Annotated in this window: 20 protein-coding genes and 4 pseudogenes; 12 read left to right on the top strand and 12 right to left on the bottom strand. The window is 58.1% G+C overall.

The window, feature by feature from the left end:
- A pseudogene (locus tag SO139_RS23515) lies at positions 1 to 191 on the top strand (hypothetical protein); the annotation flags it as partial.
- Positions 192 to 420: 229 nt separating this feature from the next.
- On the opposite strand, the gene SO139_RS23510 reads toward SO139_RS23515, so the two are convergent.
- A complete protein-coding gene (locus SO139_RS23510; RefSeq protein WP_498540667.1) occupies positions 421 to 762 on the bottom strand; it encodes a transposase family protein in 342 nt (113 codons plus the stop codon).
- A 446-nt stretch (positions 763 to 1,208) separates the two neighbouring features.
- Positions 1,209 to 1,433: a hypothetical protein gene (locus tag SO139_RS23505; protein WP_498540666.1), complete on the bottom strand. Its 225-nt coding sequence runs from the start codon at positions 1,431 to 1,433 to the stop codon at positions 1,209 to 1,211.
- A 523-nt stretch (positions 1,434 to 1,956) separates the two neighbouring features.
- On the opposite strand from SO139_RS23505, the gene SO139_RS23500 reads away from it, so the two are divergent.
- From SO139_RS23500 to SO139_RS23475, 6 genes and pseudogenes are all read left to right on the top strand, one after another.
- Positions 1,957 to 2,739 carry a sensor histidine kinase gene (locus SO139_RS23500; protein WP_498540665.1) on the top strand — a complete coding sequence of 261 codons (783 nt, stop codon included), beginning with the start codon at positions 1,957 to 1,959 and terminating at the stop codon, positions 2,737 to 2,739.
- 31 nt (positions 2,740 to 2,770) lie between these two features.
- Positions 2,771 to 4,612, top strand: a complete 1,842-nt coding sequence (nhaA, locus tag SO139_RS23495) for a Na+/H+ antiporter NhaA (RefSeq protein WP_498540664.1) — start codon at positions 2,771 to 2,773, stop codon at positions 4,610 to 4,612.
- Positions 4,613 to 4,645: 33 nt separating this feature from the next.
- The gene (locus SO139_RS23490; protein ID WP_498537727.1) at positions 4,646 to 4,879 is read left to right on the top strand and encodes a DUF6894 family protein; all 234 of its coding nucleotides are present in this window, start codon (positions 4,646 to 4,648) and stop codon (positions 4,877 to 4,879) included.
- Between the two features lie 7 nt (positions 4,880 to 4,886).
- Positions 4,887 to 5,195, top strand: coding sequence for a hypothetical protein (locus SO139_RS23485; RefSeq protein WP_498540663.1), 309 nt, complete (start codon positions 4,887 to 4,889; stop codon positions 5,193 to 5,195).
- A gap of 187 nt (positions 5,196 to 5,382) precedes the next feature.
- A complete protein-coding gene (locus SO139_RS23480; RefSeq protein WP_498537726.1) occupies positions 5,383 to 5,592 on the top strand; it encodes a hypothetical protein in 210 nt (69 codons plus the stop codon).
- Positions 5,593 to 6,015: 423 nt separating this feature from the next.
- Positions 6,016 to 6,433, top strand: a pseudogene (locus SO139_RS23475) (aminotransferase class I/II-fold pyridoxal phosphate-dependent enzyme); the annotation flags it as partial.
- 1,350 nt (positions 6,434 to 7,783) lie between these two features.
- Here SO139_RS23475 and hemC read toward each other — a convergent pair.
- Positions 7,784 to 8,719, bottom strand: a complete 936-nt coding sequence (gene hemC / locus SO139_RS23470; RefSeq protein ID WP_498540662.1) for a hydroxymethylbilane synthase — start codon at positions 8,717 to 8,719, stop codon at positions 7,784 to 7,786.
- Positions 8,720 to 10,286: 1,567 nt separating this feature from the next.
- Here hemC and SO139_RS23465 point away from each other — a divergent pair.
- Positions 10,287 to 10,643, top strand: a complete 357-nt coding sequence (locus SO139_RS23465; RefSeq protein ID WP_498540661.1) for a hypothetical protein — start codon at positions 10,287 to 10,289, stop codon at positions 10,641 to 10,643.
- 78 nt (positions 10,644 to 10,721) lie between these two features.
- Positions 10,722 to 10,946, top strand: a complete 225-nt coding sequence (locus SO139_RS23460) for a hypothetical protein (protein WP_498540660.1) — start codon at positions 10,722 to 10,724, stop codon at positions 10,944 to 10,946.
- 1,167 nt (positions 10,947 to 12,113) lie between these two features.
- Here the strand turns inward: SO139_RS23460 and SO139_RS23455 are convergent.
- From SO139_RS23455 to SO139_RS23440, 4 genes are all read right to left on the bottom strand, one after another.
- Positions 12,114 to 12,512, bottom strand: a complete 399-nt coding sequence (locus SO139_RS23455) for a hypothetical protein (RefSeq protein WP_498537722.1) — start codon at positions 12,510 to 12,512, stop codon at positions 12,114 to 12,116.
- A 198-nt stretch (positions 12,513 to 12,710) separates the two neighbouring features.
- Positions 12,711 to 12,875 carry a hypothetical protein gene (locus tag SO139_RS23450; protein ID WP_498540659.1) on the bottom strand — a complete coding sequence of 55 codons (165 nt, stop codon included), beginning with the start codon at positions 12,873 to 12,875 and terminating at the stop codon, positions 12,711 to 12,713.
- A gap of 516 nt (positions 12,876 to 13,391) precedes the next feature.
- Entirely contained in the window at positions 13,392 to 14,366 is a 975-nt protein-coding gene (locus SO139_RS23445) for a LysR family transcriptional regulator (RefSeq protein WP_498540658.1), read from the bottom strand.
- A 690-nt stretch (positions 14,367 to 15,056) separates the two neighbouring features.
- Positions 15,057 to 15,863 carry a sensor histidine kinase gene (locus SO139_RS23440; RefSeq protein WP_498540657.1) on the bottom strand — a complete coding sequence of 269 codons (807 nt, stop codon included), beginning with the start codon at positions 15,861 to 15,863 and terminating at the stop codon, positions 15,057 to 15,059.
- Between the two features lie 1,076 nt (positions 15,864 to 16,939).
- Here SO139_RS23440 and SO139_RS23435 point away from each other — a divergent pair.
- Positions 16,940 to 17,404 (top strand): hypothetical protein, encoded by a 465-nt coding sequence (locus tag SO139_RS23435; RefSeq protein ID WP_498540656.1) that lies wholly within the window; start codon positions 16,940 to 16,942, stop codon positions 17,402 to 17,404.
- Positions 17,405 to 17,633: 229 nt separating this feature from the next.
- Here SO139_RS23435 and SO139_RS23430 read toward each other — a convergent pair whose 3' ends face one another.
- The gene (locus SO139_RS23430; RefSeq protein WP_498540655.1) at positions 17,634 to 18,161 is read right to left on the bottom strand and encodes a response regulator transcription factor; all 528 of its coding nucleotides are present in this window, start codon (positions 18,159 to 18,161) and stop codon (positions 17,634 to 17,636) included.
- A gap of 556 nt (positions 18,162 to 18,717) precedes the next feature.
- Here SO139_RS23430 and SO139_RS23425 point away from each other — a divergent pair.
- Positions 18,718 to 19,377: a response regulator transcription factor gene (locus tag SO139_RS23425; RefSeq protein ID WP_498540654.1), complete on the top strand. Its 660-nt coding sequence runs from the start codon at positions 18,718 to 18,720 to the stop codon at positions 19,375 to 19,377.
- A 186-nt stretch (positions 19,378 to 19,563) separates the two neighbouring features.
- On the opposite strand, the gene SO139_RS23420 is transcribed toward SO139_RS23425, so the two are convergent.
- From SO139_RS23420 to SO139_RS23405, 4 genes and pseudogenes are all read right to left on the bottom strand, one after another.
- The gene (locus SO139_RS23420; protein ID WP_498540653.1) at positions 19,564 to 20,844 is read right to left on the bottom strand and encodes a TRAP transporter large permease; all 1,281 of its coding nucleotides are present in this window, start codon (positions 20,842 to 20,844) and stop codon (positions 19,564 to 19,566) included.
- Positions 20,841 to 21,293, bottom strand: coding sequence for a TRAP transporter small permease (locus SO139_RS23415; RefSeq protein ID WP_498540652.1), 453 nt, complete (start codon positions 21,291 to 21,293; stop codon positions 20,841 to 20,843). The genes SO139_RS23420 and SO139_RS23415 overlap by 4 nt, the downstream gene beginning before the upstream one ends.
- A 240-nt stretch (positions 21,294 to 21,533) precedes the next feature.
- Positions 21,534 to 22,511, bottom strand: coding sequence for a TRAP transporter substrate-binding protein (locus tag SO139_RS23410; protein WP_498540651.1), 978 nt, complete (start codon positions 22,509 to 22,511; stop codon positions 21,534 to 21,536).
- A gap of 320 nt (positions 22,512 to 22,831) precedes the next feature.
- Positions 22,832 to 24,099: pseudogene (locus SO139_RS23405) on the bottom strand (IS256 family transposase).
- A gap of 146 nt (positions 24,100 to 24,245) precedes the next feature.
- Here SO139_RS23405 and tnpA point away from each other — a divergent pair.
- Positions 24,246 to 24,708, top strand: a pseudogene (tnpA, locus tag SO139_RS23400) (IS200/IS605 family transposase).
- Positions 24,709 to 24,739 lie beyond the last annotated feature (31 nt).

Raw genomic sequence — 24,739 nt, 5'->3', positions numbered from 1 at the left:
GGGGCTATCCCACCTATAACTCGTATTGGGGCTATCCTGCCTATAGTTCGTACTGGGGCTATCCGACCTATAATTCAGATGATGAAGCCTACGGCAACAGATATTACAGCTCAGGTTGCGTGCCCGGACCGCGCGTCGGCGCCTTTGCGACAGCGCCTTGGACCGACACGCCGACGTGTCCGCCGTTTTGATAAAATCCTCAGCGCTCCCGAAGGCTGGCGCGTGCGTGTAAGGAAGCCGGCGCCGACCTCCGGGCAATCCTCGATCAGATAGCTGCTCTGGCGCGGCGGCGCTCGGGGTCGATGGGCGACTGATAGCAGTCTTGGACGTCTCCGCAATCGATCCCGAACTCTCCGACGAGCGCACGCACTGACCGGCGCGCTAGAGCCTATCTTCAGCTGAGCAAAATGAAGGCCGAGGTCACGTGGACACCAGCGAGAAAGTTTCTGACGAGCTTGTCGTACGCGTTGCGATAGCCCGAAGGTGCTTGACTTTGTTAAACAAGCGCTCGACGAGGTTGCGCTCGCAATAGACGGCGAAATCACGAGGCAACTGAATCGCGCGGCGAAGATGAGAAGGAATGACCAGGGTGATTTGTCTGTCGGTGAGGGCTTCGATGAAGGCATCGGCGCCGTCGGCCTTGTCGTCAATTAAGGCCTCTGGATCGGAATTCTCAAGCTGCGTCTCTGCACAGGTGAGATCGTTGGGTTGTCCTGGCGAAAGCATCAGCTCCACGGGATTGCCCTGGCGTATCAGCAGCATACTTTGCTCGCGATTTCTAGTTCCACGATATCGCGCGCCTGGTTAGCTTCGTCGCGAACCGCAACTAGCTGTGGTTTTTGTGAGGACAGCCGCTCGGTCCAGGGCTCTTTTGTCTCCTTGCCAAGCCAGATAACGCCAATGAACGCTGCAAGGATGGGCTGGTCGATCGGTGATCCCTATCCGCAACGTGGGTAGATCGCGAGGCAAGTGCCCTTGGCAATGAAACGCGTTCCAGTTTTGGAATATTCCGGCTCATGCCGGACCAAATTCATCGGGTCGACCGAGTCTTCGCGGTGCGGGATCGAACCCTAGGCGGTCTGGACTGCGGCGCCGCCGACGTCCTCGGTGCGGTGATCTTGAACCAACGCTAGAAGGTTGGAAATCCGTGCGAGTAGCAGCCACCGCACCAATGCTGTAGGGAAGCTTGTTTCGCTCGCCGAGCTCCTTCAGAGCGACAGGCGTTCCGTTCCCTCCGCATCGGTCCAGTAGGCGACCGCGAGTTCAGGGGCAGGCTGTCCTGCAATGCTCTGGGCATTGTTGTACTCGCAGTTCTGATTGCGGCGGGGTGTACGCAGGCGCTTTGGCCTCGCGACCGCGCTCGCGGCACCAGTGTTATTGCCGTGGAATCGGCTGAACCGCGCATAATGCAGGCCTGCCCGGAGGATAGGCACGTGAACACCTCTTCGCGGTCGCCGAGAGTTGCGCTCCGGCGAGGCGGCGAAGAGGGAGATGCCGCACTTCTGCCGCGGCTCGCCAAGCGGCTCTCAGCTATTCCGATAACGGTCGGCTATCGACTCGATGGCGAGAGGTGATTTTCCTTTTGACCGTCATGGACTCAATCTTCGAGCCATCGTCGTCTGCCCTCGTGTACGGGCCGAAGTCGACGTTCCGTTGAACGATCACAGGCAGGAGGTCCGACATGCAGATCATGCAGACAATCGGCGTTTCATTCTTTGGCTCTGCCGAACGCCCGCCGCTGGAGGATGTCGCCGTGCTCGTGGACGGCGCCGGCGTCGCGCTTGGAGTGCAGCGTGCGTTCAGCGCAAGGGTGAGTGGCGCGCGCGATGGCGGTAGCGGCCTCCTCGCGTCCAGGTACGTGGAGATCCCACTAATTGGGTCCTCTCGGGGATTTTGCGCCACACCAGTCCGCGGCCCGACAAACGAGGCGCGGTCGCCGCTGCCGGGTGGGCGCGGGTGAGCGCGATAGCGGACCTGGCGCAGTTCGTCGTCCACGACATCAATAGCCTTCTCGCCGTGATTGGGAGCGGCCTGCGGCCGCTCGAGTGCGAGAGCGATGCTGCGTACCGAAAAGCCATTGTCGACAAAATGCACGAGGCGATCACGCGAGGCGCGTTGCTTAGCCGGCAGCTCCTCGACGCTGCGCGACCGCTGCCCAAGTCGATCGACGGGTTTGTCGCAGGCAGTCGCCTCGCGGCGATAGCGGGCACGCTTGATCGGGCGTTGCGTCCGGACATCACAGTCCGCAACGAGATCGCCCCTGACTTATGGGCCTTCAATGCCGACCCCGAAGAGCTCTACTTCGCTTTGTTGAACCTCTGCCGAAACTCGGCCGATGCTGTGCCGGACGGCGGCGTGATCACCGTCGCGGCGCGGAACGTCGAACCTTCCTCTGGCGCAGCCCGGGGATTTGTCGAGATTATCGTCGCCGACGACGGGGAGGGCATGCCCGAAGAGGTCCTCTCGCAGGCCTTCACCCCGTACTTCACGACAAAACCCGAGGGCAGGGGCACCGGCCTCGGGCTTCCCCAGGTCCAGCGCTTCGCCGAAGGACGAGACGGCGCGGTCCGTATAGAGAGCAAGCGGGGGGCAGGCACGCTGGTGCGTCTCTTCCTCCCGCGCGTGCACGCAGCTGGGATCCCCAGCAATATCGTCGGCACGGAGATCGCGTGCACGCCGTCACCCGGCGGCCGTGTATTCCCAGGTGTCAACCCGGCGACGGCTGCGCCAACGTCGTAGCCGGCGCGAACACTCGGAGACCCGCTCAGCGATGGAGCTCATGATTCCGCCCGGCCGCCTCGACCGTCCGGTCGACCACGAGACGGAACACGTGCTCGGCCCCGCCGATGCCGAGATCACACTCGTCGAGTACGGCAGCTACGCGTGCCTGCACTGCCGGGCTGCCAACGAGCGCATCGCGCAAGCACGCGACCAACTCGGCGACCGCGTCTGCTACGCCTTCCGGCACAGGCCGCTCGTGGACAACAGTCTTGCGTTCCGGGCCGCGGTGCTAGCTGAGCTTGCCCAAACGCCCGAGGCGTTCTGGTCTGCGCACATCAAGCTGATGACGATGTCGATGGAGCTCACGGAGGACGACCTCGTCGCGGTGGCCGCCGGCCTCGGCATGAACGCCGATTTCGTGCTCGGCGACAGCGATGCCGCGCGGCGCGCAAGAGCGAGGGTGGAGGCGGATATCGCAAGCTCCCGCGCGAGTGGCGTGAGGTTCACGCCGACCTTCTACATCAACCGCCGGCGCTACGACGGACCCTGGGACGAGAGCTCTCTCGTCGACGCGATGCTTGGCACGCTCGGCCACCGCGTCCGCACGGCAGCCCTCGATTTCGCGAGCTGGGGCCCATCTGCCGGCATTTTGCTGGTAATCGCGACCGTGGCGGCGATCGTCGTGACGAACTCTCCGATCGGGCCGGCGTTCGATGCGTTCTGGCGCCAGGAGGTCGGCGTGAGCTTCGGCGACGCGGTCTTCCGGATGTCCATCCTCCATTGGGTCAACGACGGCCTGTTGACAGTGTTCTTTCTTGTCGTGGGATTGGAAGTGAAGCGCGAGATGACAGTCGGCCACCTCGCAAGCCGCCGCTCCGCCGCGCTTCCGATTGCGTCCGCGCTCGGCGGCATGGTCGTGCCGGCAGTTCTGTATGCGCTGGTAATCCCAGCGGGGCATTGGTCGTATGGCTGGGGTGTCCCAATGGCGACGGACACGGCGTTCGCGATCGCCTTGATCGCCGTGATGGGCGCGCGCGTTCCCGTGGAGCTGCGCATCTATCTCACCGCGGCGGCCATCGTCGACGACATCGGCGCGATCGTGGTCGTCGCTGTGTTCTACTCCCGCGAAATCCATCCAGCCTACCTTGCCGCAGCGGCGGCGATTGTGGTTGTACTGGCGCTGCTGGGCCGATTGAGGTTCTACCTGCTGTCGCCCTACATCCTGTTGGGCGTCGCGTTGTGGGCGTTCGTCCACGCGGGCGGCCTCCACGCTACGCTGGCCGGCGTGGTACTTGCGCTGTTCATTCCGACGCGGCCGCCCGCCGACTTGGCCGCCCTGATGGCGCAGGCCAGCACCATAATCGCCTCCGAGGCCCGGCATGAGGGCGAGGTGCTCAGGCACGGCCCCTCCACACCGGCACTGCACGCGCTCGATGCGATCTACGACAGACTTGAATCGCCCGCGGACCGGCTACTGCGGCACGCTGGCGCGCGGTCGAGCTACGCTATCCTTCCGATCTTCGCACTGGCAAATGCGGGCGTGGCGATCAACACATGTGTCTTCGCTGGGCATGGTTGGCTCATGGCCGCGATCGTCGTCGGTCTCGCCATAGGAAAGCCGGTCGGCTTCTTCCTCGCCGCCGCCGCGACCGTGCGCGCAGGCGTCGCCGTCAAGCCGACGGAATACACGTGGCGGCAGTTGGCCGGAGCGGGATCCCTCGCCGGCATCGGCTTCACGATGTCGCTCTTCATCGCCGGGCAGGCGTTTCCCAGCGGCACCGACTTCTCGGCCGCCAAGGTCGCCGTGTTCGCCGCGTCGATCCTTTCGGCCACCGTCGGGACTGCTCTGCTCTGGGGGGCGCGCAGGAGCTTTTTAAAGAGGCGCCGCTGAACGTAGCGAACCCTCGCATTTGAAGGAGTTGAAATGACCCAGGTATATTTCCACTGCTCGAACACGAAGAATGTCTTCGTCGATCGCCGCGGCGCTGTGGTCGACGACCTTGCTGAGGCGCGCGATTACGCGACCCGTGTCGTGCAATCCCTCACCAGCGAGCGCAGCCTCGAGGATTGGCGTGACTGGGTCCTGCATGTCAGCGACGACCAGGGCGATGAGCTCTTTGTTGTGCCCTTCACCTTCGTGCTTGGCGAGCCGAATTGAGGTCGCCATGCTCCGGGCGATCCTTTGGGCCAAAGTTCACATTTCCCACCTAGAAAGCAGGCGGCTGGATGCCGCGAAGACTCTCTTCAGCCTCGGCCGCCGCGCGGTCGATGGAAGCGCGCACCTTGATCGGCAGAAACCGGAGATGGACGCGCAGCGGCGCAGGATAGAATTCTTTAAGCGATCTCGGCCGACCCAGATAAAGGCGGCCTGCCGTTCCAAGATTCGGACCGTCACACGTTTTGATTCCTTCGTGACCACCTGCGGGTCTTTAAAGTCGGCGTCAACAATTTCACGTCAGCACGAGGAATGGTGAATAATTCAAGAGGAGCGATTATGAACGAGACTATCCGATTTGTCTCAAAATCCGAACGCGATCGCATCCGACTTATTCGGGATGCTCGCGCTAGATATGATAGCGTTTTCCCGCCGGCCGATCCCGTCAGCGAGCAGCGGGACAAGGGGCCGCAACTCATGGGGCCCAGCGGCGGCGAGGCTTTCTCGTGATCAAGATCATTGCCGTGCTCTGCAGTCTGTCTTCTCCGGCGGATTGCCACGAGCAGACCGTCACCACCTCCGACCTCGCTGAGATCACGATGCAGTCCTGCTTGCTAGGCGCACCACAACTTGCCGAATGGATGAAGCAACATCCGGCGGAGCGCCTCAGGGCATGGCGCTGCATGATCGGCAATCAGAATCGCGAGGGAGCGTAGGGCGAAAGGCGGATTACGTCTCGCTCGAATGCGGTCGATGCACCGGCATATGCGTTCACCACGATTTGCTGAGATTTGGATCGCTTCACTCGTACTTTGCTCGTTGTCGCATATCAACTTGACCTTCAGAGACAGACGACACTCCTCAGTGCTTGGCGCCCGGCGCTCAGTCCCCTTCGCCGTGGCCTTCGGGGGCCAGTCCGTTTCTACCGGCGGCCGGCGCCCCCCTTCGCGGGGGCCCTATTAGGCGACGCATTGGATCGGATAGACATGGGGGCTGTTCGGATCGGCGCGTCCCAATTGTTGAGCACAACCGGAACGGAGAGTTTGCTCTATAAGCTACGATCATTTCTCTTCCCCAACGATTGCTCGCCTGCTCGCCGAACGTTTTGCCGATCTCGAGCGCATGGGCGGGCGTGGCGTTTCGGCTGCCTCGGCGGTTACATCGCGGCGAGTGCCGACGTCATCCATGCAGTGCGCTCTTACGCTCCGGGAACATTTCCACGACCGCATTGCCGCCAGCAGTCTGCGCCGCTGCCGCAGTGGCGATCAGGCAGCTGAAGGCCTCGGAATGGGAGCGCGACCGCCATCTGGACCGCGCCTCGCGGGTAAAGGCAGCACTGAATGCCGCCGGCCCGCCGCTGATGACAACTGACACACACATTGTGCCGGTGAGGGTTAAAAATCCGGAGAAGTGCAACTCGCCAAGCACAGATCTATATTTCAGCCGATCAACTATCCGACGGTCCCGTGCGGCACCGAACAGCTGCGGATCACGCTGACGCCCTTTCACGATAACGCGCTGATCGACGCGCTCGTTCAATTATTGGTCGGTGTGTGACAGCGTCTTGGCTTGGCGATAGGATATCGCTAGCTCGCAGCGAAGTAGGTTGTCAGCGCATGGCAGGTCGGAGGGAAGCGCTCAGGTTAACAAAAGTTGCCGACAGCTGGTGGCGCACATTGACGAGTAAAACCGCCGTTTTGTCGCTCAAGATAGCCACCGAGTCTTCAAAGCAAGGGCAGGAAGCATCTGGCGGACGACCTGGCAGCCGCAGTCTCAAATCGCGACCTTTTACACAATCGCGACGCCGAGCACATACATGGCGACTAGAAGCGTGAGACCGCTAACAGTAATCGTGAGGTAGATCTGATGCATGGCGACCTCTCGGAAACAGCGCTATTCGGGGGTTGTGATTCAAGAAGCCTCTTCTTACGCGGTCGTTGCTATCCGACCCATCCCATAACCATTGGACCCTTCTGCTCGCGCAGTGATCCGAAGGGAACGAGAGAAGGTCGACGGGCGTTATGCCGCCGTTCCGCTGCGGCTGTCGGCGTTCAGGCCGTTTGACTTACTTGCTATCTCAGAACAACAACTGAGGCCATAGCATGCTTGTATCGCTCTATCCTGCTGAGGGAGGATCGCATTCCGCAATCGGGATGGTCTGATTATACTTTTGTTTATTCCTAGCCCGCGACGTGGCGCCCTTCTGAGCAGTGTAGGCAGTTAAGCTCAGTGTCCTCGGTTTAATTCATGGGGTCTTTTGGATAAAATCGGATGTTACTCCAGTCAGAAGCTGGATCCAATTAGATGCTATGCGCGTGCACTCACGTCGCACGACGGCAAGCCCAATAGGGCGGTGACGCTGCTTCGACATCAAGCCTTCGCAGTGGCGATTTCCGTTTATATGCTGATGGTCTCCATCGACATCAGCGAGCTTGCTCTGTCGTAATGACCTTGCGCGACAGCAATCGATCCCAAACTGCTCACCGAGCCCGAACGGCTGCAGTACGAAGGTCGGCATCACTGACGCCCGATCCGGGAGGGTTTTTTCCGACCTCCGCAAGTAGCTCTGGCCGGACGTTCAAGGATCACGCTTTGATTCCGGGCCGCACCAACCCGGCCGTATCAAGGCAAAGGCCTGCGGGCGTTGCGCGACCTTGACCCATCGGCTTGCCGCGGTGAGGGGGTTACCATGCGCTTAAGCCGAGATGCAGCTTGACGCGCCCGACACGAATTGCGGACAAGTGCTCGCACTCTGGAAAGCAAACGAGCACGACAGTTTTGCGTTTCGGGCGGTAGGGGCAGATTTCGAGCTTTGCAACTGGTTTCGCTGAAATCGCATGCGGCGTTCCGGCGGGCCAGCTATGCTGGCGTCCCAAGAACATAAGGTTGTCATGCCGGGTAGCGAATTCAGTCTGGCCTTTGCTGTTCCACGGAACGTCGCGCGGCCTTCAATATCTCCTCCGCACCTTGCTGAAGAAGTTTATGCCCGAGACTTCTGCCTATTGCGTCGGCTTGATCGGCCAGACCCACGCTTTCATCGGCAATCTTCGTTTGGCCGTCCGGATGGGTCACCTGTCCTCGAAGTGTTAATGTCCCGGCGAGCCATGTGGCAGAGACCCCGACGGGTAGGCTGCAACCCGCATCGAGACTTCTCATTAATGCGCGCTCTGCATCCACTTCGGTGCGCGATTGCCGATCTTCAATCTTTTGAAGCAGCGCTATGAGTGCCGTATCCTCTTCGCGAGCTTCGGCCGCGAGAGCGCCTTGGCCGACTGCATACGGGAAAACATACGCGTCTAAAATCTGTGAGGTCTCATGTAGCAATCCTAGCCGGGACAACCCCGCCGCTGCCAACAGAGTCGCGTCTATTCCCTCTCGGTTCTTTGCCTTACGCAGCCTTGGAGAAACGTTCCCTCGGATGGGTCGAATATCCAGACCACTGCATAGAGCGAGAAGTTGAGCCTTGCGACGAATTGATCCAGTGCCGACGCGCAGCCCCGGTCGTAGCTGATCTAGTGTAACGCCGCATATCGCGTCGCGAGGATCCTCTCTTTTGGGAACGGCCGCCAAGACCAAGCCGGGCTGTAACTTTGTCGGAAGATCTTTGAGGGAATGAACGACCAGGTCAACTTCGTCGCGCAGAAGCGTGTCTTCACTCTCCTTCGTGAATGCTCCAATGCCGCCAATCTGCTGAAATCCCGACCGTCGATCTTTATCGCCAAGGGAACTGACGAAGACCATTTGTACCTTAGCGGCCGGCTCCACGCTACGAATAAGATCGGCGACGTGATTGGCTTGCCAGCGGGCTAAATCACTTCGCCTGGTACCGATCCGGATTTCCACGATCAAACCTCTTGCTTCTTGAGTAGCTCGCCAACCTCTAGTGCTGCCAAGTTGCATGGAGTTTGCATCTGTAGAACTGTGATCGAAGTATCGTGTGCGGCATCACATTAAACGAAGGGGAGCCCCGGTCGTCGGGGAGCCAAAGCCCCTGGATTAGATCGCGTCGCTTTCTGATCGCCACGACGCAGTGTGTCACGAAAGCGTATATTCGTCCTGTTTTTCGGATGTCCGGTTAGGTCGGTAGCCACAGCTCATCGTTGAGCTCGTATCTCGGGTGCGCTATTCGAATGGATTCATTGACGTGGAATCCCAAGGCACACCGACATAGGCGGTTTCCTTGCCGTTTACTGCGGCTGCAATTACCTCGTTGCGTTGCATATCGAAGCTCCTGGCTTCTCAGTCCGGCATCGCGTCCCGAGTGGCAACACTGAAAGTTTCGGTGTGCCGATGCCTTGGAGAATACCTTGCAACGTCCGCGACGGAAATCACCTCTCGCCATAGTGTCGATACACGATCGTTATTGCCGCCCCGCCACGTGACGCCGTAGCTAGGAATGCCACCAGCCGTTTCCGCAGAGAGTCCCGTCGCCGCCCTCAGACCAATTCGAGGTTGCGCGTACCAACGCGACGTCGTCGCCGGTGCCGGACCGAGTAAGAGAGGGAAAGACATCGTCATTTTGCAGATGGCGCAGGATGCCTACAGAGAAGCTCAGAATGCAGAATTGCGTTACATGGGTAACGATCAAACTGTTCTTGCACACTCAGGTCTGGCGGTGGCACGAAGCCAAGTCTCCCGACCCGCGACTCGATCCGAGCTGACCCGGACGAGTTACGTCGCCTCTAGGCACATCAGCCTTGTCGAGGTCTGGTTAGCGAGGTACGGCGCACTAGATGTGGTCACACTGATTCTTCGCATTTTGGGACCCTATGCGGAAGTGTGGCTTTAGCCGGGAGCGCCATAAACCTTGGTATCGTTCTTTGCCCCCTTATGATGCCCGACGGTTACCTAGGTTCAATTGAGCCGCTGATCGCGATCGTCCTACGCTGCGTGCGTTTTTAAAAGCGCACAAGCTCATGATATGCGACGGTGAAAAAGAGGACGATCGAGTAACAGCGAGGATATTATCAAGAGGAGACTCCAATGCCCGGCTTCTCGGAAAGTCTCAAATCTGGCAGAGCCGCGCGATGCGCAGTTTGTGATGGCAAGTTTGGTCTCATCCGGCATTACTCGTGGCGGACCCCGCTTTGTTCCAAGAAGTGCGTCGATCGCTTCAGAGTTCGCAGGGAAAGTGACCGCGACTGGGTGGGCTGGCTCCAAATCGCCTTCAACCAGCCGCCCGAGAACCCTGCGAGGGCTTCATGACATTGCAGATTTCACGACGAGGCAAGCAATATCTAGAAACGGCACGGACTTTGCTCCGCGCTGCCCGAACTATGACGGACTTGGCGATTGCTGATCGGCTAAAGACCCTTGCCGACGACCACCAGCGGCGATCTCAGAAAGCGTCGCATGATGCGGATGGTTAGATTTTCTGACTGCACAGAGAGATTCCGGAATCGGGTGTGAGATGAACAATCACATTTGGTATGCAATGCTTATTGTATTCGTCGTCATGGCGCCGACTTCTACAATTGGTCGGGCCCGCGCCCACGATTATCAGCATCCTGAGTTGAACAGTTGGTATGAGAGCTTGCACAGCGGCAAAGGGCCCTGCTGCGATGGCAGCGATGCGAAGCGCGTTGATGACGCCGATTGGGAAACTAAGGATGGCCACTACCGCGTACGCATTGATGGCGAGTGGGTTGATGTTCCGAGCAACGCTGTCGTGGATGGACCGAACCGCGCTGGCCGTACGATGGTCTGGCCTTACAACCTAAATGGTCACCCCAAGGCGCGCTGCTTCATGCCGGGGAGTATGGGCTGAGCGCGAGTCGAAGGCCGATCCGCCCACTAGCTCCAACTCGTCTGATGCCGCGTATTACAATGCATAAGGAGGCGTCAATTGACAACTGGAAGATGGAATAGCCGCAACAGGATCACCAAAGAGATTCGCGAGCAAATCCTGTATGCTTATCTAGGCGATCCCATTAAAGGAACCGAACTTGCGATGAGCGAGGGACTATCGGCCGCATACGCCTACAAGCTTGCTTATGAGCGCGGATTATTGCCGACACGCAATGAGAATCTGCTTGGGCGCAGCCGTTCAGCGAGATTGGCATCAACATGATTGTCCTCACTCCAGAGATAAAGGCAATGCCGGGAGGCCGTCAGGCCCGAGTGTGGCTCGGGAATGTCCCAACGCCGGCTAGCGGATCGTGTTTCAGTGAAGGCGATAACCACAGTTCAGCGCGGTCTACACCGTAGAAGCGGCATCATGGTCAACGAGAGCGGCGCGTTGGCGTGCGCCACCTCGATTGGTCTAAGGGCGGCAACGGGAATCTCTGCAGAAGCGGCTGGTGGCTTTCCTCGCTACGGAATCATGTGGCGGGGCGGCAATAACGTCGTCTGTGAGAGGTGGTTTCCGTCGCGGGCGTTGCAAGGTCCTTCTCCAAGGCATCGTCGTATCGAAGCTTTCAGTGCCGCCACTCGCGACGCGATGCCGAACTGAGAAGCCAGGAGGTTCGATATGCAAAGCAACGACGCAAGTGCAGCTGAGTAAATGGCAAGGAGGCGGCCTATGCCGGTTTGCCGTGAGAAGATGCCTACCGATACGCACACGCGATCATGGTTGGCCACACGATCCATGTCTTCGGGGAGGAGGAACCTCATCGCGCTTGCGTCTCTCGATGAATCCGGCAAGCCGGCTGAGTTCTCGATGAAGGAACAGCGGATGCGGGCGACTACGCCGATGCCGTCAAGCGTTTGGCGCGCTTCGGCAACGTTGGACAACGTCGCCGAGGAGACGCTCTATGTCCTCGATGTCGACGCCGCATTCGTCGCGGCGGGCAAAGTTCGCAAGGAGGCCGACGGCACGACAAGACCTCGGTGTGCAAGTAACGTGACCGGTGTGCCAAGACCGGCCTTTCCTGAATAGCTCATCGAAATCACCTTCAAGACAATGCTAGTCGGAGCAGAAGCGAGGGGCAAAACGGCAGCATCAGGCCCCTTCTTGAGTTCGTCCGGATATCGTAGCCATGCCGCCGAGATCATGAACGAAGGTTGTCGGCGGATGGACCACGGTAGCGAGATCGACCTGGTTCGGCGCCTTGCAGTGCGAGCGCTCGATCCGAAGCCAAGGATAGGCGTCCTTTCTTAGCCCACAATCCCGCGAGCATTCGGACGACGACATCAATGGTGCCCCATGCCATGAGCGCTCGTGAGGAAGCAGAACCGCTCGCACTTCCCGAGTGCTCAGGGACGAACACAAACGTCGCGACCCACGACGCCGCCGCCTTCAACCCGCTGCGGGCGTGTTCAACCCCAAACGCGCGAACGGCTCGTCAGGCGCGTTAAAGACTGAGGTCGTTAGCAGGACAGCGGCAGCGAGGACCCAGTAGTACCAGGCGTCGAGCCCGAAGAATTTGAAAGCAAACGGGGCGACGACAAAAACCACGCCGATGGCGCGATCGACCCTAAGGTGCAGCCAGTAGGGAATGATGCGGACGAGCCCGGTGGGATGGTCGGTCAGGGCGGCCAAGAATAGCGCCGCGACACCGACAACAACCGAAAGCCACATTGCGACGGGTCCGCTCTGGCCGAGCTTCAGCACAAACGGCGCTGCTATCAAGAGGATCGCGACGGGATAATCGACTAAATAGGCGTGGATAGACTTGGTGATGAAGCGGAACGACATCAGTGACTCCTACGTGCTTGGTTGCCCGAACGGTCCTCGCGACGCGTCGAGTGCAGCCACCCAAGACGACGATCACGCCGCCCTATGCTGGCAAGCACGCCGTACAAACCGCCACGGGTCAGCCCGGTTAGACGCACAGAAGCCTATGCCGATACGCCAACCATTGGAAATGCCCAGTCGTTATTGTTTCCATTCCACTCACCCGTCGCCATGGAAGTGGGTTAGTGTGGCGCTGAGCGTCCGGCAGTCCGAGAGCGGAGTGAACTTCAGGCGCACGAGGCGACGATGCTTCAGTGTCTGGCTCTCGACGTCAGGAAAGGCTGGGAAGATCGCCCGGACCGCGCCACACGTCATCCGCGTCATTCCCGGCCACTCACACAGGTTCGCGACGGTTGCCGCGCGTTATGCCAAGGGGCAGCTTTCGACCTTGTTCTTGGGCGACACGATAGTCCGGACTCGACTCCCTGAAATTATGAGACTTTTTCGTCGCTTGCGAGCGGTGATTTAAGACAGCGCGCCAACTTTCGCGTTCTCATAAGCGCTGCGGAGTCTTCGACAATGTATCGATGCCGCTTCATGATTTCGCAATTCGATACCCTTGCCGGCACAGGAGAGCGTCACATTCGAGACCTCGCTAGGCCGGCAGTGCACCATGCTATACCAATCAAACCAGCATTGATCTCCATCACGGGAGCGACGACCGAAACCGTGCTTGCTGCTGCTCTGTCCGAATTGGATGGGCCTAAGCCTCGCGGAAATGAGACGAGTCAATTCAAGAGGCTACGCGTGGCGACTGTAACGGCGTCATGGCCGGGCTTTTCCCGGCCATCCACGACTTCGTGCCCGCGACAAACTCGAGGCGGGACCGGGGCCCGTGATTTAGATCAAGGAGGCTGCGCCTTGTGGGTCAGCCTTACGAACATTGTCCTTGTTCGGGGCAGGGGCAGATGCGTGTCGGAGTTTGTCCAGCGCACTCATCCAGTCGCGAACACGAGCAACCTTGATAAAGGCGTCAAGTGCCGGCGAATACTGTCTCCCCGCCACGGCCAAAAGCTGCACCTCGCGCCGGACGGGGTCGCCCTCAATTGGAATAGCGGCGAGCGACGGCAGCCTGGGGGCGTGTTCTGGCGCCAGGATGGCCCCCAAACCGGCGGATGCCATTTGCTGAAGATGGCACTCCTGAGCGCTCCTGTGGACAACTTTAGGGCCTGGATGGTCAGCAAAACAAGCCTGCTTGAATCGGTCTGCGACGTCACATCCGAGCCGTTCGAGAAACACCGCCTCATGCAAGTCTTGGTGCGGGATAACAGTTTGCATTGCCATCGGATGTTTCCGAGACAGGACGAGCACGTACCGCTCCTCGAACAGCTGCCAACGGTCGATACGCTCGGGTATCTCCATGGCGTCACCGACGAATGCGGCGTTGATCTCGCCATCCAAAAGCATTGCAACGAGCCTGTCGGCATCTGCCTCGTGCAGATCGGCTCGAAAGTCAGGGATGATCCTGGCGAGCTCCAAGAACAATTCCGTGATGAGCGCGGCGGAGACTGACGGCACCAGCCCGATCTTGAGCGGGGCGATTGTCTTTTTTTGATAGCCTTGCGCCTGAAACCGTACCGCCTCCGCGGCGGCAAGTATTTTCTCCATCGTGGGCAAAATCATCTTGCCCAGCTCTGTGAGCTGGGTGAGGTGACGTTCACGGTGAATCAACGCGCCACCGAGTTGTTGCTCCAGCTTGTGTACCGCCTTTGTCAGCGCCGGCTGGGTCACATTGCATTGCTCCGCAGCCCGCGTAAAATTGAGTGTCCTTGCTAGGGCTAGGAAATATCGCACCTGATGAAGCTGCAGCTGCATAACTCATACTCGAAAGATTTGCCGTGGTTCGGACCGTTCCAGTTCGTTGCCAAAGTAGGCAGGGGCGATGAAGAAGCTGTTTGTCGCGGAGCAGCATCCGGGGAAACAGATATTGCGCGCCGGCTCGGAATTGTCGACTCGCGTTGCGGAAAGTGTTCTCACCGACGCTGTTTCCTATTAACGTCGCGGCTGCGTCTAGAACATCATAGGCGAGACCAGCTAAATATCAGGGTGTGCATCGGGATCGGATCAGCCAACGTTTCTCCGCCCGATAAGCGTGGTGTCAGCTAACCACTATGAACCACTAGTCGGTCAGCACACACTCCCGTGATTTCTGCGGTATATGCCATACGCAATGCTCGGAATGATCGTGTCAGAAGAGGCAGCGTGTTGGTGCTCATCCCAATCCGAATACCGTGGAGACGATGTCGAACGTTGACTCCTGCCATTCAACGATCAGCTCGAACGGATTGATCTCTGCGTATGGTCGAAGAGGTGGAACGTTCCCATTCCGTCCGGGGTAACACTCAACTCCGCAATACCGTCTTAGAGTAGAGAGATCGCGTAAATAGCCTTTCTCCACCGGACGGCGACACGCCGCGCATTTCGACGGAACGACAGGTGTCCTGCGATTCACCAGTACGAATTTCATGGCCGTACTCCCGGATGCTCAAGCTCGTTCTCAGTCCTTCATGTTTGATCACAATCCTGCCGCGCCGCACGGCCAACGAAAATGGAGAAACGAGATCCCCGACATGGAGTGGAAGCGACGTCGATGCGGTGTCCAAGAAGTCTGATCGCCTGGCAAACAATGAACAGGCCGATGCCGAGGCCGTCGCGTTGCGTAGAATCCAGGCGGGTAAAAGGTTCGAAGGCCATGGACACCTGGTCGCCTGGGATGCCTATGCCGTTATCGTACACGTCGATACGGATGAACGGGCCTACGTTGCGGCAGCCAAGCACGATACGACCACCCGGCTCGGTATATTTTACCGCGTTGCTCACCAGGTTGTGCAGCGCGGCGCTTAGAAGCAGACGGTCGCTTAGTATCAATGCATCTGATGGAACGGAGCGGATGAAGATGCCCTTCTTCAGAGCCGTCTCTTCATTGTCGCGCCGCACCTGCCGGATGACTTGGCCGACGTGCACTGGCGCGAGTCTCGCTTCCTTCGTGCGCTCGCGGAACCGAAGGGCCGTCACTAGTTGCGCCAACTGGTCGTTTAACCGGTCAATCGCATCTTGACTGGATCGAAGGAGTCGCAACTCGGAACTTGTCCGAGGTCCGAGCCCTAGGAGCTCGTTGGCGCTCTGAAGGATCTGCAGGGGTTGACGGAGATCGTGACCGGCTATCGCAAGCAGCAGAGTTTCGAAGTTGTGAGCTAGGTGCGGATCGGAGGTCGCAGTCATACTCCAGGTGATTGGCTCGAGGACAACATCGCTTTTCTTTAGCTTCCCACTCCGTTCGGCCGTTTCGATGCAACTGCTCGATTCGCGCATGATGTTCCTCTTTCAGGCGACTAACAGACGTGGTGCAAATGGATCGGCAGCTACAAAGTGCGTCCTAGCCTAAACGACTAATCGTGCCGCGGCTGCCCGGCGCCGCGCTTATGCTTCTCTCGCCATTTCGGGCCGGGGCCGCGCATATAGTGCAGCTCTGGCCGGTACTGTTCGAATGGAAAAGGCGCCAGCCGGCGCCAACGCCGCGCGGTCGTATTGCCTCCGTGCGCCGAATGAGGGGGCGCAAACAATACTCTTAAGACATACGAGGCCAAGAAATCACTCATTTCGAACCTCCCTTTGGTTTACGCGCTGGCGAAGCGTCACGATATCGAGTGGGGTAATCGCAACGGCTGGATGAATGACATCTGCTCCGGCGCATTGTGATTTCACGTTTGAGCTTTGGAGCCGGTGTTGCCCCTGCACCCCCACAAGCTAGAGGCGCGCGTCGCAAGGCTCAACTGCACCTGCGGCGGATCGGCGTAGTGGAATTCGTGCGGTCACGAGACTTTTGGTTAGGATGCCGAGACTCTGGTAGCGAAATCGCCTTTCCGGGTCAGCTTGTTCCATCTAGGCCGAGGATGTGTCTGAGCCGCGATTATGAGCGCAACTGCATCCGTTAACGCGGGACGCATGAGAATGAAAGGCGGTCGCTCGCAACCAGACACCCTCTCCATTGCGGATGCTTCTTGAAGCCAATGACGCGTTTCTACGTCTCGTAGGATATGGCCGTGAAGACTTGGTTTCGGGCCGCGTGCGCTGGACCGAGCTGTCCCCGCCGAATGGCGCGAGTGGGACGTACTCACCCAGGCTGAACTAAACTCAACCGGGATCGTCCAGCCTTCGAGAAATAAGTATATTCGGAAAGACGGCATCCGCGTTCTCGTCCTTATTGGCGCCGCGCTGTTCAAACGAAGGATGCAACGAGGGCCTGCATTTCGCGCTCGATTTGACAGAGCGCAAGCGCGCCGAGGAAGGCTTACGTCAAAGCGAGCAGCGACACCGCGAAGCACAAGTGGAGCTTGCACACGTTAATCGCATCACCACGATGGGGCAGCCGACAGCGTCGATTGCCCATGAAATCAAGCAGCCGATCGCAGTGTCAGTTAGCAGTGCCCAAACCGCTTTGCGTTGGCCGAGCAAAGTCGTCAAACCCAGAGGAGATGCGGCAATCGCCCTGTCGTATCCTCGAGGCTGGCAATCGAGCCAGCGATGTCATCGACCGGATTCGCGCCAGCATCAAAAAGCTGCCTCCGCGGAACGACCAGCTGGATATCAACGCAATCATCATCGACGTCCTCGAACTGGCACGGAGCGAAATGCTGCGAAATGGCATCTCGGTGCAGACCGAACTGGCGCAAGGCTTGCCATTCATTTGCGCGGATCGCGTCCAACTGCAACAAGTTATACTCAATATAATCATGAACGCGGTCGGAGCGATGAAAGAAGTGAGAGAAGAATTGCGCGAGCTGTTGATCAGCAACGCCGACGATGGTTCGAGCAACGTCTCGTCGCGCTCGCAGATTCGGGCCCAGGATTGAGCCCTACGACTCTCAAGCATCTCTTCGACCCGTTCTACACAACCAAGCCTAGCGGCATGGGCATCGGACTGTCGATTGCCGTTCGGTCATAGAAGCCCACGGGGGTCGAGTGTGGGCAACAGCGAAGCCGTCCAAAGGGGCGGTCTTTCAATTCACATTACCTGTGCCGCCACGTGGTACTATGTAACGTGGCGCCAAGCCATTCGGGAGCATCAGGCCGCCAGTACATCTAGTTCTCTGAGCTGCCGAGCCCGGCCGCGTTTATGGCTTTACCGATGCACGTGATCATTTCATGTTCATCGAAAGGTTTGCTTAGATAAGCAATGGCCCCCGCATTCATCGCGCGCACCTCAAGAGTCTTATCGGGGAAAGCCGTAAGGAAGATGATAGGGATACGACGGCCCTGCGCGATTAAAGCATTCTGCAACTCGACACCACTCATATTTGGCATTTGAACATCCGAAATCAGGCACGACGTCTCGCTCAGCCAGGGAGATTGCAAAAACTCAGCGGCGGAGGCAAAGTCGTATACTGTGAGTCCAAGCGACATTACAAAGCTGCGCACGACCGAACGCATCAAATCGTCATCGTCCACAATCGAGACGACAGGCGCTTTTGCATGTGCCCGATTCATTACGAGTATACCCGGCGCACGCAGAAGCGTTGGCAAGCCCGAACACAATGTACGTTCGCGTGCTCCAGCGAAAAAGTGCTTGCCGTCCTTGTTGCCGCAGTTGTCCCGCTGCGTGAGGTCCAAGCGATCGGACCTATCGTGGCTTTGGTTCGGATCCGGAAAATCGCAGCGCGATGTGAATTGGTCCGCTCCAAGGCACTCCTCCTTGAGCCTCTTGTACTCGATACAGGCACCGGACCAGAGCCGCCAGGGCAGTTGCCCGTTCGGCTGTGCTGCGGGCGATGCGGGCTCATACCTCGGCCTAAAAGGGCGCGCCCGGCACCGAACCGTTAGGTCGATCATCTTTATGGCGGCGCTGACTAAATCATCTGCCTTCACTTGTAACGCTAATCCGACGCGATCCGACCTGCCACCCGACTTGGGTCGTGTTAGCTAGACGTTCGGCGTAGAAAATAATACCAACGTATAGAAGCTGGGACTGGGAGAGGTTCCGTTCGCCTTGTTGTCGCCTCGGCTGCTTCGTTGCGGTGCCGTCCAAACCGGTGCGTGCGGCCGCATCAACCCCTCGGTAGGGAACCGGACCGTCGCCCGGCTATCGAAGTTTGCGGCAGGCGGGTGTAAGCTTCGGATGGGCGACGACCCTTCAATTCACCGTGCTGCCGACTCATGCGATTTTGTCATGAACAATCGCTCCCATTTACAGCGCCGCGACCCGTCTAAAGCGCACCCCATGGTCTACATAGTCGACGATGATCCCCCCATGCGTGAGACGCTCAGTAGCCTACTTCGATCGATTGGCTTACGGGTTCGACTGTTTGAATCTGCTGCGGAATTGCTACAAAGCGAATTAGAGGACGTTCCTAGTTGTCTGGTTCTCGACATCAGGTTGCCCGGTCTAGGTGGTTTTGACCTTCAAGGTGAATTGGCAAGAGTGAACATTCATATTCCAATTGTTTTTTTGACCGGACATGGCGATATCCAGATGTCGGTAAGAGCGATGAAGGCTGGCGCGGTCGACTTCCTCACTAAGCCGTTTCGCGACCAGGATCTCATCGACGCAGTTTCAACGGCACTCGACCGGGATCAGAAGAGGCGCCAACACGAGACGAGCGTTTCTGACATTCAAGCTCTTTTCAAATCTCTGACCGCACGCGAACAACAGGTGATGACCTTCGTGACTGTCGGGCTGGCGAACAAGCAGATAGCGGCCGAAATGCGCATTAGCGAGGCTACAGTTAAGCTTTATCGCGGCAACGTCTTGAGAAAGATGGGAGCGAGATCGTTGGCTCATCTGGTGAGAATGGCGGAAACGCTTGGGCTCGGTCCGACCGGTCCGTGACACAGGCGGATGTGACGCCATCGGGGCCGAGCCCGATCGAGCGCGTCTCGGTCACCGTTCTTTCGCGGTTGATCATCTGCGGCCAATGAATCCAACCACCCACGTTTTCGAGCCAGTCGATGAGTTTCGAGCTGCGCTGGCTCAGCCACCGCTGACGCGCTCGATAGGGGTGGACGCTCGAGTAGCTCAGTGGGACATGAAATTCGAAAGCCACAATAGCGGTTCCGGGAAAAACGTAACAAATATCAGAACTATGAACATCAAGGCGTACAAGGGTATGAGTTCAATCATTACTTGGCCAATCGTCTCTTTGGCTATTTTTGATGTCACATAAAGGTTAAGTCCGACTGGCGGATGCACTGTGCCGATGCTCAAATTGAATACAAAAACAATGCCAAAATGAATTGGGTCTATCCCGAGCTCCTTAGCAATGGGCAAGAATATAGGAACGAGGATGATCGTGGCCGGGGTAGAATCAAGTAACGTGCCGGCGATTAATAATATTGCATTCACAGCTATCAAAAACGACCATTTGTTTTGTGTAAATGACAGCACTTCTGTGAGCACGAGATCTGGAATACGATTTATTGCAATCAGGTACGCTAACAGGCTGCTGACCCCTACAATAAACATTATATTCGCGGCATCGAGCCCTATCTGCTGTAGAATCTTGGGTACTTCTCGGACTGACAGCTGACGATACATCAGAGATACTAGGATAGCGTAGAGCACTAGGACCGCTCCAAGCTCTACAACCGTGAACACACCAAGCAATATGCCAAGCACGAGCCCCACCGGCATCGTGAGCGCCCAGAATCCATGTCTTAGCCGCGAAGTGATCTCATGCAATCCAACTCTCGGCTGTTTTGGAAAGCCACGGCTGGCTGCTGCGTGCCAGACGTAGCCGAGGAGAAGACTGGCGAGCAACAGTGCGGGAAGGTAACCAGCGAGAAAGAGCCTGAAAATGGAGACGTGGGCTACGACGGCATAGACAATCAAAGCTATGCTTGGAGGGATAACTGGTCCACAAGCGGCCGCGGCGGCGGTCAATGCTGCTGCAAATGGGCCCGGATAACCGCTCTGTTTCATCGCTGGAATCAGAACTGAACCGGTAGCGGTCGCGTCAGCAACTGCCGAGCCAGAAATTCCAGCGAAGAAAATATTGACCGCGACATTGACCATCGCAAGCCCACCGCGCAACGGGCCAACGATGCTGTTGAACACGTTGACGACCCGATCCGTAAGCCCGCCGGCATTCATAACGCCTGAGGCCAATAGGAAGAACGGGATCGCGAGAAGAGGAAAAGAGTCCATCCCGTTCAGAGTCTTTTGCGCAACTAAGATAAAAGGCGTTCCTGGCCATAGGACCATCACGACAAGACAACTCAATCCCAGTGCAAACGCCACTGGGACCGAAAGCAATAGCAAGCCCACGCTCACTGCGACGATTACCAGCAGTTGGCTCATTCTGCGTGATCCTCTGGTATCGACAGCTCGCAAATATCTCTAGCGATTGTTTCAAAGACAAACAAAAGAGCGAACACCGATGAAAGTGGTAGTGCCAGATAGACCCATCCAACCGGTATGTTCGTGCCCGCCGTGCGCTGGCCAGCAACAACATCAATGAGAGCCGATCCTTCCCAGATGAACACGATCAGCAGTGGTATGATTAGCATGCGCGCGATAAGAGAAACGAACAGACGTACTCGCTTCGGTCTGTCAACCCATAGAACATCAATCGCGATCAGATCGCCACGTCGGACACCCGCACACATCCCAAGGCATGATACCCAGATAAAGGCGTAGCGGGAGACCTCCTCGGGCCAAATCAGGGAGTCATTTAGAAAGTAGCGCCAAAATACTTGTGCGCACAAAGAGGCGACCATCAAGGTCGTAAGAAGAACAAGGGCCAGCATCACGACCTGGTAAAGTCGATCCTGCAAGATTCTTAGTGTTAGTAGTGACTTACAAAGAAGCGGCTTCATCTGACCTGAATGGTTACGCGGACCGATACTTTGCGGCTCCCGCCATTGCGTTCCTGGTCCTCCGACTGTTCGCATTTCTCAGTCGGAGATCTGGCTAGCGGATCTCTCGTTGAGGATCGCGTACGACGGACAAGCGTGGACGAAACGAATCCCAAGGATGTTACCGACACACTAATCCAGTGCCTCAAAACGTTTGACCCAAACTTCAAGCTTTGGATCGAGGGGTACGTTCTTGCCGCGAGTCACAAAGCCGGAAATGTCTGGCTTGATCACCGTCATTCCCTTAGCGCGAAGACTATCGATTTGCCGAGCCTCGTTCTGGTCAGTGAAATCTCGGAGCCAATTAGAAACAGCCGCGGCTGCCGTTTCGATCGCCTGGCGGTCTTCGGGCGACTGCTTCTGCCACCAATTGTCGTTAAAAATCACGCCGACTGTTTCGGCGGCGTGATTCGTGAGGATTAGATATTTGCAAACCTCGTTAAAGTGATTGTCATAAATCACGCTGACAGGGTTTTCTTGGCCCGTTACGACACCTTGCTGAAGGGCGGTGAAGACCTGTTCAAAAGCAATCGGTGTTGGATTAGCGCCGAATGCCTTCCAAGTGTCCATATAGATCTTAATCGCTGGGACGCGAAGCTTCATCCCTGATACGTCTTGAACCCTCTCGACCTTCTGGTTCGCTGACATGACTCGGAAGCCGCGAAACGCCGGACCGACCAATCGAAACCCGGAATCCTTAGCGAGCTGATCGAGTAATTGTTGACCTACGGGGCTGCGCCATTTCTTAAAGAAGTCCGATTCATCCTTGTAAAGATAGGGGACGCTTTCGATTCCGGCGATTGGATCCCAGGGTCCAATAGTGCCGATGCTGTCATAGAGTGATGTGAGAGCACCGGCACGGATTTGTTCGAGCGCTTCTTTGTATGTCCCCAGCTGCGAGCCTGGAAACAGCGTAACGGCGACTTGACCGTTAGTAAGCTCTTCAACTCGCTTCTTAAAAACCTCGCTTATTGCACGATAGACAGTACTTCCAGCTGGATCAGTGAGCGCCATCCGGATTTCCGTCCCCGCGCGCGCGGGGTGATAGCACGCCAGCACCAATGCCATGGCCACTACTAGACTTGCTGTTTTCGCCGTGAACAAATTCATATCCAGGCTCCTTTGACATGCCGGTCTGAACCCAGTCCCGTCCCTACTTGCGCCGTCTCTTCGATTTCGTCTCAAGATGGGCCGGCACCATGAAATGAAAGATTCGCGTGGCACATTATGCCGTCGCACACACTCGCTCGCCGTGCGCCGAGGATCGAAGTGCAGGTCGATCAGCCCTTTTTCAGACCCGGAAGACCCTTATGGGCAATGGCGTATGCGTGTTATACCGTCTAACCAAACCTGCTAAGCCTCCGCCTATGGCGGGGCGGGAGATGTTCCGATCGCTGTTGAACTACCTCCGACGTTTGCCGGAAGGAATGTTACGCGGCCCTCGTGACGTGGGCAACGGGCTTGATCGTCATGCGATCGTAGTGAGCCTGAAGGGCCGCACGCAAGACTGACAATTGCTTATGCGCCTTCAAGCGTCGGAAGCCCTTGTGGGCCTCGATCATGCCGGCCGCGACCCATCGCAAGGCCATACCTGCATCTCGCCAGCGTTTGACGTTGCGCGTGACGCGGCGAATGGTGCCCATGATGTTCTCGGCGATGTTGGTACAGGCGAGCGATCGACGAAGCTCCTTCGGCAGCTTCAACCGGCCGGCAGTCAGGATCTCGTCGAGGCCTTCGAGGATGCTGGCCGCTACGCCGGGCCATTGCTGGTCGAGTCGACGCGCGAGATTGCGGATCAATTTTTCAGCCTTGTCGGCGTCATCGAGCTCCCAGGCCTGGCGTAGCACCCGACGGGTGGCCGCATGGTGCTCTTTCGGCAGGCGTTCCATGATGTTGCGCGCCTTGCGGATCTGGCAGCGCTGGATCGCGGCGGCCGAACCGAAAGGTGCGGCGGATCGCCTTCGACAACGCTTTCGCGCCGTCGACGATGAACAGTCTTGGCACCGTCGGGTCGAGCCCGCGCGAGACCAGGTTGTCCAGCAGGACCTGAACCGTTGCGGCGTTCTCGGTCGCCCCTTCCACCAGCGCCAGCGGATGCTTGTTGCCTTCGCCGTCAACCCCGATCGCGGCGACCAGCACGAGATCGTCGCCGAGATGCAGCCCGTCGATTTGGACCACCAGAAGGTCGAGCGCGGACAGATCGGTAGCCATGAAGTCCGCCAGCCGCGCCGCCGACAGCGCCACAAACCTCCGCGAGGCCGCCGACTTCGAAACCCCCGATCCGGGCGGTGCCGGCACGTCACCCTCGGGCAGCCGGACAGCGCGGCCGAACCGGCGCGTCGACACATTGATCAGCATCAGGTTCATCGCCCAGCGACCGAGCCAGTCCTCCTGCGCTGCCGTTTCCCAGCTCGGGATCGTGACCTCGCGGCCGTCCACGCCTCGGGCGCTCGACCTCGATCTTGCCGCCGTGGAAGCCGATCCGTCCCCACGTTCGGCCCCAACGGTGCGCCCGCCGCGCCACGTCGCGACCGTGGTGCGGCCCGCAGGCGGCCGTGACATCCGCCTCCATCATCGTGACGAGCGCCTCGATCCCTGCCGCAAGGCAGAACCGATCGAAGCTCGCCCGCACTTCTGCAAACGCTTCGTCCACATCCCCGGTCGCCGGCGAACCAGCCGGTGTGATATCTCTCGTCATGGCGTTGCCAAGCCTACCGGCTCAAGGTGGGCAACGCCGACCTCTTCAGAAATTCAACAGAACCCGGGACATCCCCGGCGGGCGAAAACAGGAAGTTCGAGTGAGGTCTCCTTGGGGAACCGCCAAGAACCCTCAAGGAGACCATGATGGAAGCAGAGTTCAATCATCTTAATCGCGCGACCTGGGAGTGCAATGCCACGTCGTGTTTACGCCGAAGTGGCGCAAGAAGATGCTGTTCGGGAAGATAAAACGGCATCTGGGCCAAGTGTTTCACGATCTCGCACGCCCCAAGGAGTGCCGGATCGAAGAGGGCATCTGATGCCCGATCGCGTCCATATGTTGATTTCGATACCTCCGAAATATTCGGTGGCACAGATCATCGGATACACAAAAGGGAAGAGTTCGATCTGGATCGCGCAGAATGTCGAACGGAAGATGCGGAATTTTCTCGGCCACAAATTCTGGGCGCGCGGATATTTTGTCACTACCGTCGGTTGGGATGAGGATGTGGTCCGAGCCTACATCCGAAACCAAGAACTAGCCGACCGGGAATTGGAGCAGCTTGAGCTGAAAATCTCAGCTGCCCAAAAATCCAATCAATCGTCCTAACATCCCTTAAAACCGCCTTTGGCGGTTCCCG

Source organism: Bradyrhizobium sp. UFLA05-89 (genome assembly GCF_059803475.1).
Note: the sequence above shows the minus strand (reverse complement) of the source record. Positions and strands in the feature narration are given on the sequence as shown.

Bases quoted from the DNA above. Each gene is read 5' to 3' on its own strand.
- SO139_RS23510 (WP_498540667.1), bottom strand. From the start codon at position 762: ATGCTGCTGATACGCCAGGGCAATCCCGTGGAGCTGATGCTTTCGCCA.
- nhaA (WP_498540664.1), top strand. From the start codon at position 2,771: ATGGAGCTCATGATTCCGCCCGGCCGCCTCGACCGTCCGGTCGACCAC.
- SO139_RS23490 (WP_498537727.1), top strand. From the start codon at position 4,646: ATGACCCAGGTATATTTCCACTGCTCGAACACGAAGAATGTCTTCGTC.
- SO139_RS23485 (WP_498540663.1), top strand. From the start codon at position 4,887: ATGCTCCGGGCGATCCTTTGGGCCAAAGTTCACATTTCCCACCTAGAA.
- SO139_RS23465 (WP_498540661.1), top strand. From the start codon at position 10,287: ATGAACAATCACATTTGGTATGCAATGCTTATTGTATTCGTCGTCATG.
- SO139_RS23455 (WP_498537722.1), bottom strand. From the start codon at position 12,512: ATGTCGTTCCGCTTCATCACCAAGTCTATCCACGCCTATTTAGTCGAT.
- SO139_RS23450 (WP_498540659.1), bottom strand. From the start codon at position 12,875: ATGACGCGGATGACGTGTGGCGCGGTCCGGGCGATCTTCCCAGCCTTT.
- SO139_RS23445 (WP_498540658.1), bottom strand. From the start codon at position 14,366: ATGCAGCTGCAGCTTCATCAGGTGCGATATTTCCTAGCCCTAGCAAGG.
- SO139_RS23440 (WP_498540657.1), bottom strand. From the start codon at position 15,863: ATGCGCGAATCGAGCAGTTGCATCGAAACGGCCGAACGGAGTGGGAAG.
- SO139_RS23435 (WP_498540656.1), top strand. From the start codon at position 16,940: ATGAAATCAAGCAGCCGATCGCAGTGTCAGTTAGCAGTGCCCAAACCG.
- SO139_RS23425 (WP_498540654.1), top strand. From the start codon at position 18,718: ATGAACAATCGCTCCCATTTACAGCGCCGCGACCCGTCTAAAGCGCAC.
- SO139_RS23420 (WP_498540653.1), bottom strand. From the start codon at position 20,844: ATGAGCCAACTGCTGGTAATCGTCGCAGTGAGCGTGGGCTTGCTATTG.
- SO139_RS23415 (WP_498540652.1), bottom strand. From the start codon at position 21,293: ATGCTGGCCCTTGTTCTTCTTACGACCTTGATGGTCGCCTCTTTGTGC.
- SO139_RS23410 (WP_498540651.1), bottom strand. From the start codon at position 22,511: ATGAATTTGTTCACGGCGAAAACAGCAAGTCTAGTAGTGGCCATGGCA.